17 protein-coding genes are annotated in these 16,102 nt (G+C 60.2%); 15 read left to right on the plus strand and 2 right to left on the minus strand.

The annotated features are described in order from the left end of the window. Positions 1-4 precede the first annotated feature (4 nt). Positions 5-1,057 carry an NAD(P)-dependent alcohol dehydrogenase gene (locus tag M1D99_RS09195; RefSeq protein ID WP_186707215.1) on the minus strand — a complete coding sequence of 351 codons (1,053 nt, stop codon included), beginning with the start codon at positions 1,055-1,057 and terminating at the stop codon, positions 5-7. Between the two features lie 180 nt (positions 1,058-1,237). Here M1D99_RS09195 and M1D99_RS09200 point away from each other — a divergent pair, with 180 nt between their 5' ends. Beyond that, the gene (locus M1D99_RS09200) at positions 1,238-2,128 is read left to right on the plus strand and encodes an AraC family transcriptional regulator (protein ID WP_186730202.1); all 891 of its coding nucleotides are present in this window, start codon (positions 1,238-1,240) and stop codon (positions 2,126-2,128) included. A 183-nt stretch (positions 2,129-2,311) separates the two neighbouring features. On the opposite strand, the gene M1D99_RS09205 is transcribed toward M1D99_RS09200, so the two are convergent. Beyond that, positions 2,312-3,976: a 4Fe-4S dicluster domain-containing protein gene (locus tag M1D99_RS09205; RefSeq protein WP_186707217.1), complete on the minus strand. Its 1,665-nt coding sequence runs from the start codon at positions 3,974-3,976 to the stop codon at positions 2,312-2,314. A 544-nt stretch (positions 3,977-4,520) separates the two neighbouring features. On the opposite strand from M1D99_RS09205, the gene M1D99_RS09210 reads away from it, so the two are divergent. The 14 genes from M1D99_RS09210 (at position 4,521) to M1D99_RS09275 (ending at position 16,044) form a co-directional block, all read left to right on the plus strand. Further along, positions 4,521-5,270 carry an electron transfer flavoprotein subunit beta/FixA family protein gene (locus tag M1D99_RS09210; protein WP_003179445.1) on the plus strand — a complete coding sequence of 250 codons (750 nt, stop codon included), beginning with the start codon at positions 4,521-4,523 and terminating at the stop codon, positions 5,268-5,270. A gap of 2 nt (positions 5,271-5,272) precedes the next feature. Then, the gene (locus M1D99_RS09215; RefSeq protein ID WP_053123770.1) at positions 5,273-6,202 is read left to right on the plus strand and encodes an electron transfer flavoprotein subunit alpha/FixB family protein; all 930 of its coding nucleotides are present in this window, start codon (positions 5,273-5,275) and stop codon (positions 6,200-6,202) included. A 76-nt stretch (positions 6,203-6,278) separates the two neighbouring features. Continuing rightward, positions 6,279-7,103, plus strand: coding sequence for a substrate-binding periplasmic protein (locus tag M1D99_RS09220; protein ID WP_434574796.1), 825 nt, complete (start codon positions 6,279-6,281; stop codon positions 7,101-7,103). A gap of 9 nt (positions 7,104-7,112) precedes the next feature. After that, positions 7,113-7,472, plus strand: a complete 360-nt coding sequence (locus tag M1D99_RS09225) for a DUF4398 domain-containing protein (protein ID WP_186707219.1) — start codon at positions 7,113-7,115, stop codon at positions 7,470-7,472. Continuing rightward, positions 7,469-8,278, plus strand: coding sequence for an OmpA family protein (locus M1D99_RS09230; protein WP_186707220.1), 810 nt, complete (start codon positions 7,469-7,471; stop codon positions 8,276-8,278). Before M1D99_RS09225 ends, M1D99_RS09230 begins: the two co-directional genes overlap by 4 nt. A 200-nt stretch (positions 8,279-8,478) precedes the next feature. Further along, the gene (locus tag M1D99_RS09235) at positions 8,479-9,921 is read left to right on the plus strand and encodes an aminotransferase-like domain-containing protein (protein WP_014339472.1); all 1,443 of its coding nucleotides are present in this window, start codon (positions 8,479-8,481) and stop codon (positions 9,919-9,921) included. A gap of 85 nt (positions 9,922-10,006) precedes the next feature. Further along, on the plus strand, positions 10,007-10,483 hold the full coding sequence (locus tag M1D99_RS09240) for a translation initiation factor 2 (RefSeq protein ID WP_458132120.1): 477 nt from the start codon (positions 10,007-10,009) through the stop codon (positions 10,481-10,483). Positions 10,484-10,631: 148 nt separating this feature from the next. Then, the gene (locus M1D99_RS09245) at positions 10,632-10,886 is read left to right on the plus strand and encodes a YkgJ family cysteine cluster protein (protein ID WP_186707222.1); all 255 of its coding nucleotides are present in this window, start codon (positions 10,632-10,634) and stop codon (positions 10,884-10,886) included. A gap of 53 nt (positions 10,887-10,939) precedes the next feature. Then, entirely contained in the window at positions 10,940-11,545 is a 606-nt protein-coding gene (locus M1D99_RS09250) for an START domain-containing protein (RefSeq protein ID WP_434574800.1), read from the plus strand. Between the two features lie 138 nt (positions 11,546-11,683). Beyond that, positions 11,684-11,920: a hypothetical protein gene (locus M1D99_RS09255; protein WP_186730199.1), complete on the plus strand. Its 237-nt coding sequence runs from the start codon at positions 11,684-11,686 to the stop codon at positions 11,918-11,920. Between the two features lie 201 nt (positions 11,921-12,121). Then, positions 12,122-12,463, plus strand: a complete 342-nt coding sequence (locus M1D99_RS09260; protein WP_003179463.1) for a ribonuclease E inhibitor RraB — start codon at positions 12,122-12,124, stop codon at positions 12,461-12,463. A gap of 411 nt (positions 12,464-12,874) precedes the next feature. Beyond that, positions 12,875-14,284, plus strand: coding sequence for a circularly permuted type 2 ATP-grasp protein (locus M1D99_RS09265; RefSeq protein ID WP_060741264.1), 1,410 nt, complete (start codon positions 12,875-12,877; stop codon positions 14,282-14,284). Between the two features lie 9 nt (positions 14,285-14,293). Continuing rightward, the gene (locus M1D99_RS09270; RefSeq protein ID WP_186707225.1) at positions 14,294-15,244 is read left to right on the plus strand and encodes an alpha-E domain-containing protein; all 951 of its coding nucleotides are present in this window, start codon (positions 14,294-14,296) and stop codon (positions 15,242-15,244) included. After that, complete coding sequence (locus M1D99_RS09275; protein WP_458131664.1) at positions 15,241-16,044, plus strand: transglutaminase family protein; 804 nt, start codon at positions 15,241-15,243, stop codon at positions 16,042-16,044. Before M1D99_RS09270 ends, M1D99_RS09275 begins: the two co-directional genes overlap by 4 nt. The last annotated feature ends 58 nt before the right edge of the window (positions 16,045-16,102 follow it).

Consider the following 16,102-nt stretch of genomic DNA (forward strand, 5'->3'; position numbering starts at 1 on the left):
AGCGTCAGGCCTTGAGCGTCGCCATGTCGATGACGAAGCGGTACTTCACGTCCCCGGCGATCATGCGGCTGTAGGCCTCGTTGATCTGGCGGATGTCGAGCATTTCAATGTCGCAACTGATGTTGTGCTCGGCGCAGAAATCCAGCATTTCCTGGGTTTCTGCGATACCGCCGATCAGCGAGCCGGCCAGCACTCGGCGACCCATGATCAGTTTTGCCGCGTGTACCGGTGGGTCGACTGGCTCGACCAGGCCCACGATGATGTGTACACCGTCGAAATGCAGCGTGTCGAGGTAGGGGTTGAGGTCGTGCTGCACCGGAATGGTGTCCAGCAGGAAATTGAAGCGTCCGGCGGCAGCCGCCATCTGTTCGGCGTCGGTTGACACGATCACATGGTCCGCGCCCTGACGACGGGCTTCTTCAGCCTTGCTCGCCGAGCGGGTGAACAACGTCACTTCTGCGCCCATGGCCTTGGCGAACTTGATGCCCATGTGGCCCAGGCCGCCCATGCCCAGCACGCCGACCTTGTCGCCAGCCTTCACGCCGTAGTGTTTGAGGGGCGAATAGGTGGTGATGCCGGCGCACAGCAGCGGCGCGGCGCTGGCCGGGTCGAGTGTTTGCGGGATGCGCAGCACAAAGTGCTCGCTGACCACGATGCTGTCGGAATAACCGCCCATGGTGTGGCCACCACTGACGCGGTCCGGGCTGGCGTAGGTCTGGGTCATGCCTTCGAAGCAGTATTGCTCCAAGTCCGCCCGGCACGCTTCGCACTCGCGGCAGGAGTCGACCATACAGCCCACACCGACCAAGTCGCCGACTTTGTGAGCGGTAACATTCGCACCGACGGCGGTGACTTTTCCGATGATTTCGTGGCCGGGCATCAGCGGGTAGACGGCAATGCCCCATTCATTGCGGGCCTGGTGGATGTCGGAGTGGCAGACCCCGCAGTAGAGAATATCGATCGCCACATCGTCGGCTCGCGGGCTGCGACGCTCGAACTTCATGGGGGCGAGGGGAGTGGTGGCTGATTGGGCGGCATAGCCGATGGCTGTGTACATGATGGACCTCGCTAAGCAGTGAACGGTGAGGGAATCCATTCTGGGAGTCATGGCGGTAGGCGGCGATGGCGATTCCTCCGCCTGTCATGCCTAATCCTCCGGCATTGGCCAGGATTTGATTCCATGTGACGCCAGACCTGCGATGATGGTTTCATCCCATTTTTCGTGAAGTTTTTGCCCATGTTGTTGACCCGCCATCTCGACGCCAATGCCACGCTGGTTTCACTGATAGAACCCTTGGCGACCCGCGACGGTTTCGTCCCAACGAGACTGCCTGGCGTGCACGCGCTGCGTGCCAGCCAGGATGTCGCTCGTGGCCCGCAGCTCTACGAACCGAGCCTGGTGATCATCGCCCAAGGCAGCAAACTGGCCTACCTGGGGCCACGCACAATGGAATATGGCGCCGGGCATTATCTGATCCAGGCCTTGCCGGTGCCGTTCGAATGCGAAACCTACGCCATGCCCAATGCTCCGCTGTATGGCGTTTCCGTTGCGATCGACCGGGCGATGTTGGGGGAGTTGGTGCTTTCCATGGGGTTGATGCCAGGTCGGAATCTACCGCCCCAGACACCGGAATCCATGACCTGCGCTGTGCTCGATGACGCCATGCGTGGGTGTGTCGAGCGCTTGTTGCGCTGCCTGCACGATCCGCTGGAATGCCAGGTCATGGGCCAGGCGCGGTTGCGGGAGTTGCTGTTCGTCGCGTTGCGCGGTCCCCAGGCTGATGTGCTGCGGGCGCTGGTGGAGCAGCAAGGCCAGTTCGCCCGGATTGCCGCGGCCCTGAGCCATCTGCATGCGCATTTCACCGAACCACTGAACGTCGAGACCTTGGCCAGTTGCGCGAACATGAGCGCTTCGACCTTCCATGAGCATTTCAAGCGCAGCACCTTGCTGTCGCCGGTGCAGTATCTCAAGCGGTTGCGCCTGCTCAAGGCCCAGCGCCTGCTGATGTGCGAGGGCATGAGTGTGGCCCATGTCGCGCACCAGGTGGGGTATCAGAGCCCGTCGCAATTCAGTCGCGAATACAAGCGCTACTTCGAGCGCAATCCCGGGGAAGAGCGCGCGGCCTGATCCACTCAGGATCCCTGTGGGAGCGGGCTTGCTCGCGAAAGCGGCGTATCTGCCAGTATTTTTGTTGACTGACACACCGCTTTCGCGAGCAAGCCCGCTCCCACATTTCGACTGTTGTGTTGCTTGAATCGGGGGCAACAAAAAGGCCCCCATTGCGGGAGCCTCGATGTTCGGCGTGTCGGCTTACATGTTCGGGTAAGTCGGCCCGCCAGCGCCTTCCGGCGATACCCAGGTGATGTTCTGCGCAGGATCCTTGATGTCGCAGGTCTTGCAGTGGACGCAGTTCTGGGCGTTGATCTGGAAGCGCTTCTCGCCGTCTTCCTTGGTCACCACTTCGTACACGCCTGCCGGGCAGTAGCGCTGGGCCGGTTCGTCGTACAGCGGCAGGTTCTTGCTGATCGGGATGCTCGGGTCGGTCAGCTTCAGGTGGCAGGGTTGTTCTTCTTCGTGGTTGGTACCGGAGATGAACACCGAGCTGAGTTTGTCGAAGCTGATCTTGCCGTCTGGTTTCGGGTAGTCGATCTTCTTGCAATCGGCCGCCAGTTTCAGGCACGCGTAGTCGGGCTTGTTGTCATGCAGGGTGAACGGAATCTTGCCGCCGAAGATGTTCTGGTCGAGCCAGTTGAAGCCGCCACCGATGATTGCGCCGTATTTGTGGATCGCCGCACCGAAGTTGCGGCTGGCGAACAGTTCTTCGTACAGCCAGCTGTTCTTGAAGCTGTCGACGTAGGCGGTCAGTTCATCACCGCCTTCGGACTCGGCGAACAGGCGATCAGCCACGGCCTCGGCGGCGAGCATGCCGGATTTCATGGCTGTGTGGCTGCCCTTGATCTTGGCGAAGTTCAGGGTGCCGAGGTCGCAACCGATCAGCGCACCGCCCTTGAAGACCATTTTTGGCAGCGAGTTCAGGCCGCCCTTGCAGATGGCGCGGGCGCCGTAGCTGACGCGCTTGCCGCCTTCCAGGTACTGCTTGAGCACCGGGTGGTGCTTGAGGCGCTGGAACTCGTCGAACGGCGACAGGAAGGTGTTGCTGTAGGACAGGTCGATAATCAGGCCGACAACTACCTGGTTGTTTTCCAGGTGATAGAGGAATGATCCGCCGGTGTTCTCGGTGCCCATGATGTCTAGCGGCCAGCCAGCAGTGTGCACCACTAGGCCGGGTTGATGCTTGGCCGGGTCGATTTCCCAGATTTCCTTCAAGCCAATGCCGTAGTGCTGGGCGTCGGCCTCGCTGTCCAGGTTGAAGCGCTTGATCAGTTGCTTGCCGATGTGACCACGGCAGCCTTCGGCGAATAGCGTGTATTTGCCACGCAATTCCATGCCGGGGGTGTAGAGGCCTTCCTTTGGATTGCCTTCGCGGTCGACACCCAAGTCGCCGGTGATGATGCCGCGAACCACGCCGTTTTCGTCGAACAGCGCTTCCTGGGCGGCGAAGCCCGGGTAGATTTCCACGCCCAGGTTCTCGGCTTGCTGGGCCAGCCAGCGGCACAGGTTGCCCAGGGAAATAATATAGTTGCCTTCGTTGTGCATGGTCTTGGGCACAAAGAAGTCAGGGATTTTGCTCGCGGCCTCGGCGTTTCTCAGGACATAAATGTCATCGCGTACGACAGGCGTGTTCAACGGTGCGCCGAGTTCTTTCCAGTCCGGGAACAGCTCATTCAAGGCGCGGGGCTCGAACACCGCGCCGGAGAGGATGTGCGCGCCGACTTCGGAACCTTTTTCGACCACGCAGACGCTGATTTCCTTACCGGCTTCGGCGGCCTTCTGTTTCAGTCGGCAAGCGGCAGACAGGCCAGCGGGGCCGGCACCGACGATGACCACGTCGAATTCCATGTATTCGCGTTCCACAGGCTATCTCCTACTCAAGGCTCACAGTTTTTCTAATTGGAGGTTTGGCGTTGCATCCGTTGTTTCCTTCGCGAAAAGCGACGAAAGCGGCAATGGATGAAACGCGGGTCTCTCTTAAGCGGCGCATTATATCTACACCACTCTCAGGGTCCAATACAAACGTTTGTTTGAAATTGCCGCAGCCCAGATAAATCACTGACGTACGGCTTATGACTGACCATTTTGCCGTATTGACCGGAATAGGCGTTCCGGTCAAGATACGGGCGGTTTTGCGCTCGCCGTAGGCTGACTGTTGGTTCCAAGAGCACCTCTAAAGACAGGGCGAAGGCAGCACAAAGTGACGTATTGCGCGGTTCCGAGGCGCAGTTTACACGCCGCGATAATGAATGACTCCTCGGTCATCACTGACGAATGGTCTTCACTCCCGTGAGCTGGGTCATGTGTGGTTCATGCCGGCGTTTTTAGAGGTGCCCTTGCGCCCATGAGCATCAACCGCCAGGTTCGCCTAGGCGACTTTTTTTCACCGGAGAGTAACGAGGAATCCATGAAGGTTCTTGTAGCTGTCAAACGAGTGGTCGACTATAACGTCAAGGTTCGCGTCAAGGCGGACAACTCCGGCGTCGACCTCGCCAACGTCAAGATGTCGATGAACCCCTTCTGCGAAATCGCCGTGGAAGAAGCCGTCCGCCTGAAAGAGAAAGGCGTGGCAACGGAAATCGTCGTCGTCTCCATCGGCCCGACCACCGCCCAGGAACAACTGCGCACCGCGCTGGCCCTGGGTGCCGATCGCGCCATCCTCGTCGAATCCGCCGAAGACCTGACTTCCCTGGCCGTGGCCAAGCTGCTCAAGGCCGTTGTCGACAAGGAACAGCCATCGCTGGTGATCCTCGGCAAACAGGCCATCGACAGCGACAACAACCAGACCGGCCAGATGCTCGCGGCATTGAGCGGCTACGGTCAGGGCACCTTCGCTTCGAAAGTCGAAGTGTCCGGCGACAGCGTTGCCGTGACCCGCGAGATCGACGGCGGCGCGCAGACCGTTTCCCTGAAACTGCCGGCCATCGTCACCACCGACCTGCGTCTGAACGAGCCGCGTTATGCGTCGTTGCCAAACATCATGAAAGCCAAGAAGAAGCCGCTTGAAGTGCTGACTCCGGATGCTTTGGGTGTTTCCACCGCCTCCACCAACAAGACCGTCAAAGTCGAAGCGCCGGCTGCACGCAGCGCGGGCATCAAGGTCAAGTCGGTGGCTGAACTGGTCGAGAAACTGAAAAACGAAGCGAAGGTAATCTGACTATGACTATCTTGGTAATCGCCGAACACGATAACAAGGCGTTGGCTCCGGCCACGTTGAACACCGTTGCTGCCGCCGCCAAAATCGGTGGTGACGTGCACGTTCTGGTGGCCGGGCAGGGCGCAAGCGCCGTTGCCGAAGCCGCTGCGAAAATCGCTGGCGTGGCAAAGGTGCTGTCGGCCGACAACGCCGCCTACGCTCACCAGTTGCCGGAAAACGTTGCGCCATTGGTTGCCGAGCTAGGCAAGGGCTACAGCCACATCCTGGCTGCCGCCACCTCGAACGGCAAAAACATCCTGCCGCGCGTTGCTGCCGCACTGGACGTCGACCAGATCTCCGAGATCATCTCGGTAGAAAGCGCTGACACCTTCAAGCGTCCGATCTACGCCGGCAACGCCATTGCCACCGTGCAATCGACCGCTGCGATCAAGGTCATCACCGTCCGTGCCACCGGTTTCGACCCGGTTGCCGCCGAAGGTGGCTCGGCTGCCGTTGAAGCCGTAGGCGCTGCTCACGACGCCGGCATCTCCAGCTTCGTCAACGAAGAACTGGCCAAGTCCGACCGTCCTGAACTGACCGCTGCCAAGATCGTCGTTTCCGGCGGTCGCGGCATGCAGAACGGTGACAACTTCAAGCACCTCTACGCCCTGGCCGACAAGCTGGGCGCCGCCGTCGGTGCTTCCCGCGCCGCGGTCGACGCCGGTTTCGTGCCGAACGACATGCAGGTCGGCCAGACCGGCAAGATCGTTGCGCCACAGCTGTACATCGCCGTCGGTATCTCTGGCGCGATCCAGCACCTGGCCGGCATGAAAGATTCCAAGGTGATCGTTGCGATCAACAAGGATGAAGAAGCGCCGATCTTCCAGGTGGCTGACTACGGCTTGGTAGCGGACTTGTTCGAAGCCATCCCTGAGCTGGAGAAGCTGGTCTAATCCGGCGTCTTCACTTATAAAGAGCCCGGCCCTTTGGCCGGGCTTTTTATTTTCCGCATCAGAGGAGCTTATCGCCATGGATCTGCGTCGCTTGACCGGCTGGTGGTTGCTGTGGGCGTTGGCGTTCGTGCCGGGCCTGTCTTTCGCCGCCGGCAAATGTGAACGACTGATCGCCACCGGCAGCCCGGACGCACCGCCTTACCTCTGGCAAGACCCTCAAGACCCCAAGCACCTGATCGGTGCCGGTGCCGATCTGCTGGCGCACGTCGCGGCGGAGCTGGGGATCAAGATCGAACTGCTGTATGCCGGCAAGCGCGCCCAGGCGTTGGACGAAGTGCGCAGTGGGCGCATGGACCTGCTCACCGACGCTCCGCTGACCCCCACCGGGCTTGACGCGCTGGATTACGTTCATCCGCCCTTGCTGGAAAACGATTACCTGGTCTGGACACGCAAGGACTCGAGCCTGGTCATCAACCAGCCCGAAGATCTTCACGGTCACTCCGGCGCCTTGTCGGAAAAGTCTCGCATGACCCAAGGATTTGGCGTCTTTGCCGAGCAGAAATTATCCCTGGTGCGCACGCCCAACCTGACCCAGGCCTTTCAGAAATTGCTGCTGGGAGAGGTGGAATATGTCCTGGCAGGGCGCTATTCGGGCCTGGCGATGGCGCAGACACTGGGGATGGCCAGCGACCTGCAAGCCGTATCGCAACCGGTGGACAAGCCCGGGCTGTTCCTCGCGGTTTCCCATAACTCCGCCTGCAATGACCCATGGTTACGCGGACAGCTGGCGCAAAAGATGACAGAATTGGCCGCGTCCGGTCTGACAGAGGCTGTGTTGCAGCGCAATCTCGAGCGTTGGAACACACAGTTGCAGCCACCTGTCAGTGCCCCCAAACAGTAGGGAACATTAGTGACTATTCGACCTCTTTTCGCTGCCCTGGCCGTTCTGGCTCTGGCGGGCTGCGCAGCCGATCCGGCGCCGAATGAACAGATCCGCCTGACCGAACAGGCATTGAAGCAAGCCCGGGCCGTTGGCGCCACTGTCGACGAAGTGCCCGAATTGAAACTGGCTGAAGAGAAATTCGCCCGCGCCAAATCCAATATGGCAGACGAATCCTACAAGAAGGCGCGCATGCGGGCCGAACAGGCTGAGCTCGACGCCCGACTGGCCGAAGCGAAGGTGCTGACCCTCAAGAGCCAGGAGCAACTGAACGTGCTCGACACCCGCATCAAGCGCTTGCGCAAACAATTGAGGGAGGATGCCCAATGAAGCACTCCCACGTATTGGGCGGCCTGGTCCTCGCCAGCCTTGCCAGCTTGTATGGCTGTGCCGGCCAGCGCAGCGAAGCGGCGCTCGAACAGGCCAGCACCGATTTCCAGAAGGTCAAGGAAGACGCCAACGTATTGCGTGCCGCGCCCCGGGATGTGATCCGCGCTGGCGAGTCCCTGGCCCGTGCCGATCGCCTGTCCAGCTACTGGGGCAGCGGTCAGGATGTGCAGCATTACGCCTACCTGAGCCAGCGCTACAGTGCGATCGCCCGGGAGCACAGCAACCAGGTGCTCAACGAAGAGCGCGCGGCGAAGCTCGAGCTGGAGCGCCAGCGCCTGCAGTTGGCCTTGCGTGAGTCCAAATTGTTGAGCGTGCAGCAGCAGGGCAAATGGCTCGAAGAACAGATCATGGCGATGGCGACCACCCAGACCGATCGCGGCTTGGTGATGACCTTGGGTGACGTGCTGTTCGACACCGGCGAAGCGGAACTGAAAAACTCGGCCAACCGGGTCGTGCTCAAGATCGTGCAGTTCTTGCAGCTCAACCCCAAGCGCGTGGTGCGTATCGAGGGGTACACCGACAGCACCGGCGGCAAGCAGGAAAACCTCAAGCTGTCCCGCGACCGCGCACAGTCGGTGGCGGATGTGCTGGTGGACTTGGGGATTGATGAAAAACGCATCCAGGTCGAAGGCTACGGTGATGAGTATCCGGTGGACGTCAACGCTTCCGAGCGTGGCCGGGCACAGAACCGTCGCGTGGAAATTGTGTTCTCCGACGAAAAAGGCCAGCTCGGCGCCGCCCGCTAAGGGCTGCGTCACTGGAAAACCCGGCCCCTGTAAAAGGCGCCGGGTTTTTTTGGCCCTGCAATCGATGCAGGATGAGTACAGTTAGAGCTGTCACTCCACTGTACTGTCGAGTAATCTGGCAACTGTCCCAGTACACTTCTAAACTGTTCCGGTATCGTTTCCGACAAGAATAAAATGCCCGTGAAATCGAGTGCTGCGTCATGACCAACCTCCTGCTCTATCAACGTATTGCTCAACAGCTGGCTGAAGACATCCGGCGCGGTGTGTATCAGCCTGGTGAACGCGTGCCTTCGGTGCGCAAGATGAGCTCGCAGCTCAACGTCAGCCACGCCACGGTGCTGCAGGCCTATGCGAACCTTGAAGACCAGGGGTTGATTCGCGCACGGCCGCAATCGGGCTACTACGTTCACCAGACGCCGGCCCTGACCGCACCGACGCCGGACATTGCCCGGGTTGAGCGTCCGGGGCTGGTGACGCGCAGCAGCATCATCCAGCAGGTATTGGTCGAGTCGCGCCGCGAAGGGGTATTCCCCCTGGGCGCGGCGGTGCCGAGCGTCGACTATCTGCCGGTTCGGGCCTTGCATCAGCAATTGGCCAAGGTCACGCGCTTCCACAGCCCGAGGGCGTTCAGCTACATGTTCAGCCCGGGCTTCGAGCCGTTGCGGCGCCAAGTGGCGATTCGCATGCGCGATGCCGGTGTCGTGGTGGACCCTTCCGAAGTGGTGATCACCCACGGTTGCGTCGATGCGCTACAGATGTCCTTGCGGGTGCTGACGCGGCCGGGGGACTTGATCGCTGCCGAGTCGCCGACCTACTACGGTTTGCTGCAACTGGCGGATCTGTTGGGCCTGAAGGTCATCGAGATTCCCAGCGACCCGGTTACCGGGATGAGCCTGGAGGCCTTGCAGTTGGCGGCCAACCAGTGGTCGATCAAGGCGTTGGTGCTGACCACGCGCCTGAGCAATCCCCTCGGCGGCACCATGCCCGAAGAGCGGCAAAAGCAGTTGCTGCGCCTGGCGTCGGACTTCGATATCCAGATCGTCGAGGACGATATCTATGGCGAGCTGATGTTCGAGCAGGGGCGCACCAAGGCCCTCAAGGCCTACGACCGACTGGATCGGGTCATCTACTGTTCGAGTTTTTCCAAGACATTGTCACCGGGCGTGCGCATCGGCTGGATGATCGCGGGGAAATTCCAGCAGGAAATACAGCGGCTCCAGACCTTCAGCACGCACTCGGCATGCAGCGTCACGCAAATGGGCATCGCCGCGTACCTGGAAAACGGCGGCTATGACCGACATTTGCGCTATATCCGCCAGGAGTACCGCAAGAACCTCAGCGCTTTCCAACTGGCGGTGCAACAGTATTTCCCCGAAGGCACGCAAATGAGCCGCCCCACTGGCGGGTTCATCCTGTGGGTCAGTCTACCGGGGCGGGTCAATACCCAGGAATTGCATGTGCGGGCGTTGCAACAAGGCATCAGCATCGCGCCAGGGCTTATCTTCAGCAACACCGAGCAGTTCAACCACTGCATTCGCTTGAACTGCGGCACACCCTGGAACCGCGAGGCAGAGCGGGCCCTGATGACGCTGGGATTGTTGGCGACACAATTGTGCCAAGAGACGGCCAACGGGTTCCTATAGAAATCAGCGGCTTAGCTTGATGTGCTTGTCAGCGCCTGATTATCAGGCGAGCATGGGGATCTCTGTCGTCAGTGCCGTTGTGTCTATGAAAGCCATTGTTCCTGTTGCCTGGGTTTTGATCGGCCTGTTGAGTGCCTTCCAAATGGGAGGCGTTGCCATGGCGGCTCCAACGCAGGAAAAACCGGCCGACAGTGCCACGAAGAGCGCGCCGAAAAAAACCGCAGCGGCCAAGAAGCCCCCCCCTAAAAAGGCGACTGCGGCGAAGAAAAAGCGCGCGCCCGTCGCTTCCAAGAGCAAATCCGCCCATGAAGTCGCCAAGACCCCATTGCCGCCGGCCAAGCTGGACTTGAGCCTGCCCCGTGACATGGTCGAGGAACTGCAGCCACCGGGTAAGGTGCAGCCGCCCAAGCGTGAACCGCTCTTGCCGTCAATGTTTGGAGATAAGCCCGGACCGTTCCAGCTCAACGGCCGGTTGCTGAGCAACGAAATGCAACTGCCATTGCGCAATCAGGAGCGCAATGAGGTGGAAGGTGCGGCACTGGAGTTTGAATTCAAGCAGTAGGCCTCTCACAGGCGTGCCGCTCGTCACTGACCGTTCGGTCATTTCGCCAAGGGAAAAAAAACACGCAGACGGTAATTTAAAACGAGTGTTTTAGCCGTTACTCTGTGTTCTGTTATTCATCATTACCTGTCGCGAGGATGTGGTTGTCGTGAAATGCCGTGAAGGCTGTGGTGCCTGTTGCATCGCCCCCTCTATCAGTTCGCCTATCCCTGGGATGCCCCAAGGCAAGCCTGCGGGAGAACGGTGCGTGCAATTGTCCGTCGATAACCTGTGCCAGATCTTCGGCCAGTCGGAGCGCCCGGCGGTATGCTCGGCGTTCGAAGCCGACATCGAGGTGTGCGGCGACAGCAGTGAAGAGGCCATCCGCTTGATCGGTTGGTGGGAGCAAGTCACGGCAGCGTGATGGGGCAATGAACGGATCCGAAATGAACGAACTTGGACAATAAGGAAAACACTATGGGTTCGCTGCATCGTATGGCTGTGTTGTGTGGGTTGACCGTGTTGCTGGCAACGGCCACCGCTCAGGCAGAGGATTGGCAGGTTGCCAAGGAGAAGGACGGCATCAAGGTTTCCCTCAGTGAAGTAGCGGGCTCCGAGTACAAGGCTTATCGCGGCGTGACAGTGATGAAAACCACCATGGCCAAGCTGCGCAGCTTGCAAGAGGACGTAGCGGGCGCCTGCGCCTGGATTCATGAATGCAAGAGCCAGAAACTGCTCAAGCACGAAGGCGACAAGAGCTGGACTTACACCCAATTCAACACGCCATGGCCGGTGACGCCCCGGGACTCGGTGCTGAAAGTCACGACCGAGGAGGGCGCCGATGGCAGCTTGACCCGCAAGCTCGAGGGCTTACCTGGGTACTTGCCAGAGGAGAAGGGTTTTGTGCGTGTGACCAAGGTCGAGGGTTTCTGGAAGTTCATTCCCAAGGACGGCCAGGTCGAAGTGACCTATCAAGTCCATACCGAGCCGGGTGGTAGCGTACCGTCCATGGTGGCCAACAAGTTCGTGGTGGATGCGCCGTTCAATACATTGAAAGCGTTGAAAGAGCTCGCTGAAAAATAAACAGTATTCGCTGATGAAAAGACCGCCCTCGAGGCGGTCTTTTCATGTGTGCCGTCCGAGCACCCAGCGGAACGATTGTTCCACCGCCAATGTCGAGATAGAGGTAAGCCCGGCCCTGAATTGATCAAGGAGACACTGATGCAAAAGTGGGAAATCACTTTCATTGACGATCACGGTGAAACCACCGTCGAGCAGTTCGACTATGACCAGAAGCCCACCATGGAGCAGGCTGCCCAACTGATTCGCGAAAGGTTGCTTCCAGTGCTCAACAAGCTGGATATGAACGACTTGGAGAACCGCACCGAAGACCCGACGGTCAAGAATCTCAAGTCCCAGAACAGTATCGAAATCGTCAGCATTACACCCATTTCATGAAACCTTGCCTGGTCTCGCTTGGCAGTGGCCATCACTTGCGGCTACTCTGCAATTGAGATCAGCGAAAGGATCGCCAAGGTCCGGTCTTGTCAGCTACATGCTTGTGTCCCGACGGTCATTTGATGCCGTATCGCTTGAAGCCTGCGGGCTTCACGCACGGGAAGACGGAAAGTCTATCCATCGGTTTTAGGAGGACGTTTCATGAGCACAGCCTATCAAGAAGACATCAGCACCAGCGTATTGCGCCGCATGAAAGAAGGCGGTTTCGATTTTTCCCGATTCCATCCCATCGAGTTCTACGCCATTTTCCCGGACGAGGAGCGGGCGCGCAGGGCGGCAGGTCATTTTCGGGGAGAATCGTTGAACGCGCAGATCAGTGCACGGGACGACGGGGCTTGGTCATTGGAACTGAGCCGGGTGATGTACGCCACTTACGATGATATTGGCGACTTCGAGCAAGACTTCGAGGCCGTCGTCGAACCTTTGGGTGGTGTGATCGAAGGGTGGGGCGTCAAGCAAGAGATCCGGCGCTTGCAGGCCTGACAATCACTTACTGCAACCACAGCAACGGCTGACCTTTGTGTCGGCCGTTTTCATGTCTGCGAGCCGCCAATAAATTCCTGTGGGTGCTCACCGATAATCCATTGTGGGAGCGAGCTTGCTCGCGATGGCGGCCGCAAACCAACATCACTTTCCCGCTGATTCATCACCATCCTTCTCCAGGTTTTGTACCTAACTGTATCGAGACCAAGCCGCGTCGTTTTTCCGTGACTATGCTCATGAAAGCGACGCCCCTGCGTCGCAATGAAGCGGGGGGCAGCGGGTTGGGGGGGGTTGCCGCACCATAAAAGTGCGCGACCTGTAAGTGGAGAATCCAACCCGTTGATCATAAAGCGTTTATGCCGATGGCACGGGGCTTGCGAAGCTTGCTGCCAGGGTGACAAGGAGTACGGCATGATCCGCAGCGGTTTTGATGAAATGTATGACGCCGACGGCCAGGTCCGGCCGCACTACCAGGCGTTTGCCCGCTGGTTGGCCGACACGCCTGACGAGTTGCTGGCGCAACGCAGGCGCGAAGCCGACCTGTTGTTTCATCGTGCCGGCATTACGTTCACGCTGTACGGCGACGAGCAGGGGACCGAGCGCCTGATTCCGTTCGACACGATCCCGCGCAGCATTCCGGCCAGCGAATGGCGGGTGGTGGAGCGCGGCTGCATCCAGCGGGTCAAGGCGCTGAACATGTTCCTGGCCGACCTCTACCACGAACAACGGATCATCCGCGCCGGCATCATTCCCGCCGAGCAGGTGCTGGCCAACGAGCAATACCAACTTGCGATGCAGGGGCTGGATCTGCACCGTGACATCTATGCGCACATTTGCGGTGTCGATCTGGTGCGCGACGGTGACGGTACGTACTACGTGCTCGAAGACAATCTTCGTACGCCCAGCGGTGTCAGCTACATGCTCGAAGACCGCAAGATGATGATGCGCCTGTTTCCCGAACTGTTCGCCGCCCAGCGCATCGCCCCCATTGACCATTATCCGAACCTGCTGCTCGACACCCTGAAAAGCTCCAGCCCACTGGACGACCCCAGCGTTGTGGTGCTGACGCCGGGGCGTTTCAACAGCGCGTTCTTCGAGCACGCGTTCCTCGCCCGGGAAATGGGCGTGGAATTGGTGGAAGGCGCCGACCTGTTCGTGCGGGATGACAAAGTGTTCATGCGCACCACCGACGGCCCGAAAGCGGTTGATGTGATCTACCGTCGCCTCGACGATGCGTTCCTCGATCCCCTGGCCTTCAATCCGGATTCGATGCTCGGCGTACCGGGTCTGTTGTCCTCCTACCGTTCCGGCAACGTGGTGCTGGCCAATGCCATCGGCACAGGTGTAGCAGACGACAAATCGGTGTACCCGTTCGTCACCGACATGATCCGTTTTTACCTGGACGAAGAGCCGATCCTGAAGAACGTTCCTACCTGGCAGTGCCGTAATCCCGCTGAACTTTCCCACGTACTGGCGAACCTTCCCGACCTGGTGGTCAAGGAAACCCAGGGTTCCGGCGGTTATGGGATGCTGGTGGGGCCAGCCGCGACCACGGCGCAGATCGATGCCTTTCGCGAGCGGATCAAGGCCAAGCCGCACGCCTACATCGCCCAGCCGACGTTGTCGCTCTCGACCTGCCCGACCTTTGTCGAAAATGGCATCGCCCCGCGCCACATCGACTTGCGTCCGTTCGTGCTGGCCGGCCGCGAGACCCGCGTGGTCCCTGGCGGGCTGACACGGGTGGCGCTGCGCGAGGGCTCCCTGGTGGTGAACTCATCCCAGGGCGGTGGTACCAAGGACACTTGGGTGGTCGAGGATTGAGGAGCTGCCATGCTGAGTAGAACCGCCTCGGACCTGTACTGGATGTCGCGCTACCTGGAGCGGGCGGAAAACCTCGCGCGGATGCTCGACGTGAGCTATTCGTTGTCGTTGATGCCCCAGGACGGGCGTGGCGACGGCCTGCACGAACTGGCCATGCCATTGCTGATCACCGGCACGCTGGACGATTACCGGGAGCGACACGGCGATCTGCACGCCGAGCGCCTGCTGCATTTCTTTGCCCTGGAAGCGGCCAACCCGGCCAGCATCTACAGTTGCCTGGGCTCCGCGCGAGCCAGTGCCCACGCGGTACGTGGGCGAATCACCGCCGACATGTGGGAAAACATCAATGCCACTTGGCTGGAAATTCGCGGTATCGCCGAGCAAGGCTTGAATCGCTACGGCATGAGCCGTTTCTGCGAGTGGATCAAGGAGCGCTCGCACCTGTTTCGCGGCGCAACCTACGGCACCATCATGCGGAACGACGCGTTCCGGTTCATTCGCCTGGGGACCTTTATCGAACGGGCCGACAACACCCTGCGCTTGCTCGATGCGCGCTACGAAATGGCCGGTGACCAGGCCGACGCGGTCAGCGATGGCACGGCCCACGCGTACTACCAATGGAGCGCCTTGTTGCGGGCCTTGTCGTCCTTCGAGGCCTACACCGAGATCTACCGTGAGGCCCCGGGCGCTCGCCATGTGGCGGAGTTGCTGCTGTTGCGCGCCGACGTGCCGCGCTCGCTGCGCGCCTGCACTGAAGAAATCAACCAGATCCTCGCCAGCCTGCCGGGCACCAACGGCCGGCAGGCACAACGGCTGGCGGCGGAAATGGACGCACGCCTGCGCTACACCGGCATCAACGAAATCCTCGACGGGGGCCTGCATGCCTGGCTCACCGAATTCATCCCACTGGTCCGTGAACTGGGCAATGCCATTCACAGTTCCTACCTGGAGGTCATATGAGACTCTCGATCAGCCACGAAACGGCCTACCACTATGAAGACCAGGTTCGCGCCAGCATCCAATATCTGCGCCTGACGCCCCACGACAGCGAACGCCAGCACGTGCTGAGCTGGCAGCTTGATTTGCCACGGCCAGTGCGGGCGCAACTGGATCCGTTCGGAAACATCCTGCACGTACTGACCCTGGATGAGCCCCACGAAACGGTGATCATCGGCGCCCGCGGGCAGGTGGATATCGATCCGTCGCGCGAAGCCGAACATGAAAGCCAGTCGGCGCTGCCGTTCCTGCGTTTCACCCGGCTGACCGAGGCGGACGAGGCTCTCCGAACCTTCGCCGCGCAGCAATGCCAGCAGCGTCGCGATCGCACGGCGCTGATCGACCTGATGCTGGGGCTGAACCAGCACATGATCTATACCCCTGGCACGACGGCAATCGAGACCAGCGCGGCCCAGGCTTTTGCCGGTCGTAGCGGGGTGTGCCAGGACCATACCCACGCCTTCCTGGCCTGCGCGCGTAGCCTGGGCGTGCCGGCGCGTTATGTGTCGGGGTATCTGTTCAGCGAAGAAAGCGAACACCTGGCGAGCCATGCCTGGGCAGAAGCCTGGCTGGACGACGCCTGGTACAGCTTTGACGTGACCAACCAACTGGCCCGTCCGGAGCGGCACCTGAAACTGGCCGTGGGCCTGGATTACCTGGACGCCTGCCCGGTGCGAGGCATGCGCCGCGGCGGCGGTTGCGAGCAGATGCGCGCCAAGCTGGTGGTGACAGCGGCGCCGGTGATCACGGTGCAACAACAATGATCATCTAGTGAGCGAGCTTCTGTGGCGAGGGAGCTTGCTCCCGCTCGAGTGCGAAGCG

The organism is Pseudomonas sp. R3-41 (assembly GCF_054161485.1).

Coding starts and splice junctions, on each gene's coding strand:
- M1D99_RS09195 (WP_186707215.1), bottom strand. CDS start 1,057: ATGTACACAGCCATCGGCTATGCCGCCCAATCAGCCACCACTCCCCTC.
- M1D99_RS09270 (WP_186707225.1), top strand. CDS start 14,294: ATGCTGAGTAGAACCGCCTCGGACCTGTACTGGATGTCGCGCTACCTG.
- M1D99_RS09220 (WP_434574796.1), top strand. CDS start 6,279: ATGGATCTGCGTCGCTTGACCGGCTGGTGGTTGCTGTGGGCGTTGGCG.
- M1D99_RS09200 (WP_186730202.1), top strand. CDS start 1,238: ATGTTGTTGACCCGCCATCTCGACGCCAATGCCACGCTGGTTTCACTG.
- M1D99_RS09260 (WP_003179463.1), top strand. CDS start 12,122: ATGAGCACAGCCTATCAAGAAGACATCAGCACCAGCGTATTGCGCCGC.
- M1D99_RS09240 (WP_458132120.1), top strand. CDS start 10,007: ATGAAAGCCATTGTTCCTGTTGCCTGGGTTTTGATCGGCCTGTTGAGT.
- M1D99_RS09235 (WP_014339472.1), top strand. CDS start 8,479: ATGACCAACCTCCTGCTCTATCAACGTATTGCTCAACAGCTGGCTGAA.
- M1D99_RS09265 (WP_060741264.1), top strand. CDS start 12,875: ATGATCCGCAGCGGTTTTGATGAAATGTATGACGCCGACGGCCAGGTC.
- M1D99_RS09210 (WP_003179445.1), top strand. CDS start 4,521: ATGAAGGTTCTTGTAGCTGTCAAACGAGTGGTCGACTATAACGTCAAG.
- M1D99_RS09230 (WP_186707220.1), top strand. CDS start 7,469: ATGAAGCACTCCCACGTATTGGGCGGCCTGGTCCTCGCCAGCCTTGCC.
- M1D99_RS09255 (WP_186730199.1), top strand. CDS start 11,684: ATGCAAAAGTGGGAAATCACTTTCATTGACGATCACGGTGAAACCACC.
- M1D99_RS09275 (WP_458131664.1), top strand. CDS start 15,241: ATGAGACTCTCGATCAGCCACGAAACGGCCTACCACTATGAAGACCAG.
- M1D99_RS09250 (WP_434574800.1), top strand. CDS start 10,940: ATGGGTTCGCTGCATCGTATGGCTGTGTTGTGTGGGTTGACCGTGTTG.
- M1D99_RS09215 (WP_053123770.1), top strand. CDS start 5,273: ATGACTATCTTGGTAATCGCCGAACACGATAACAAGGCGTTGGCTCCG.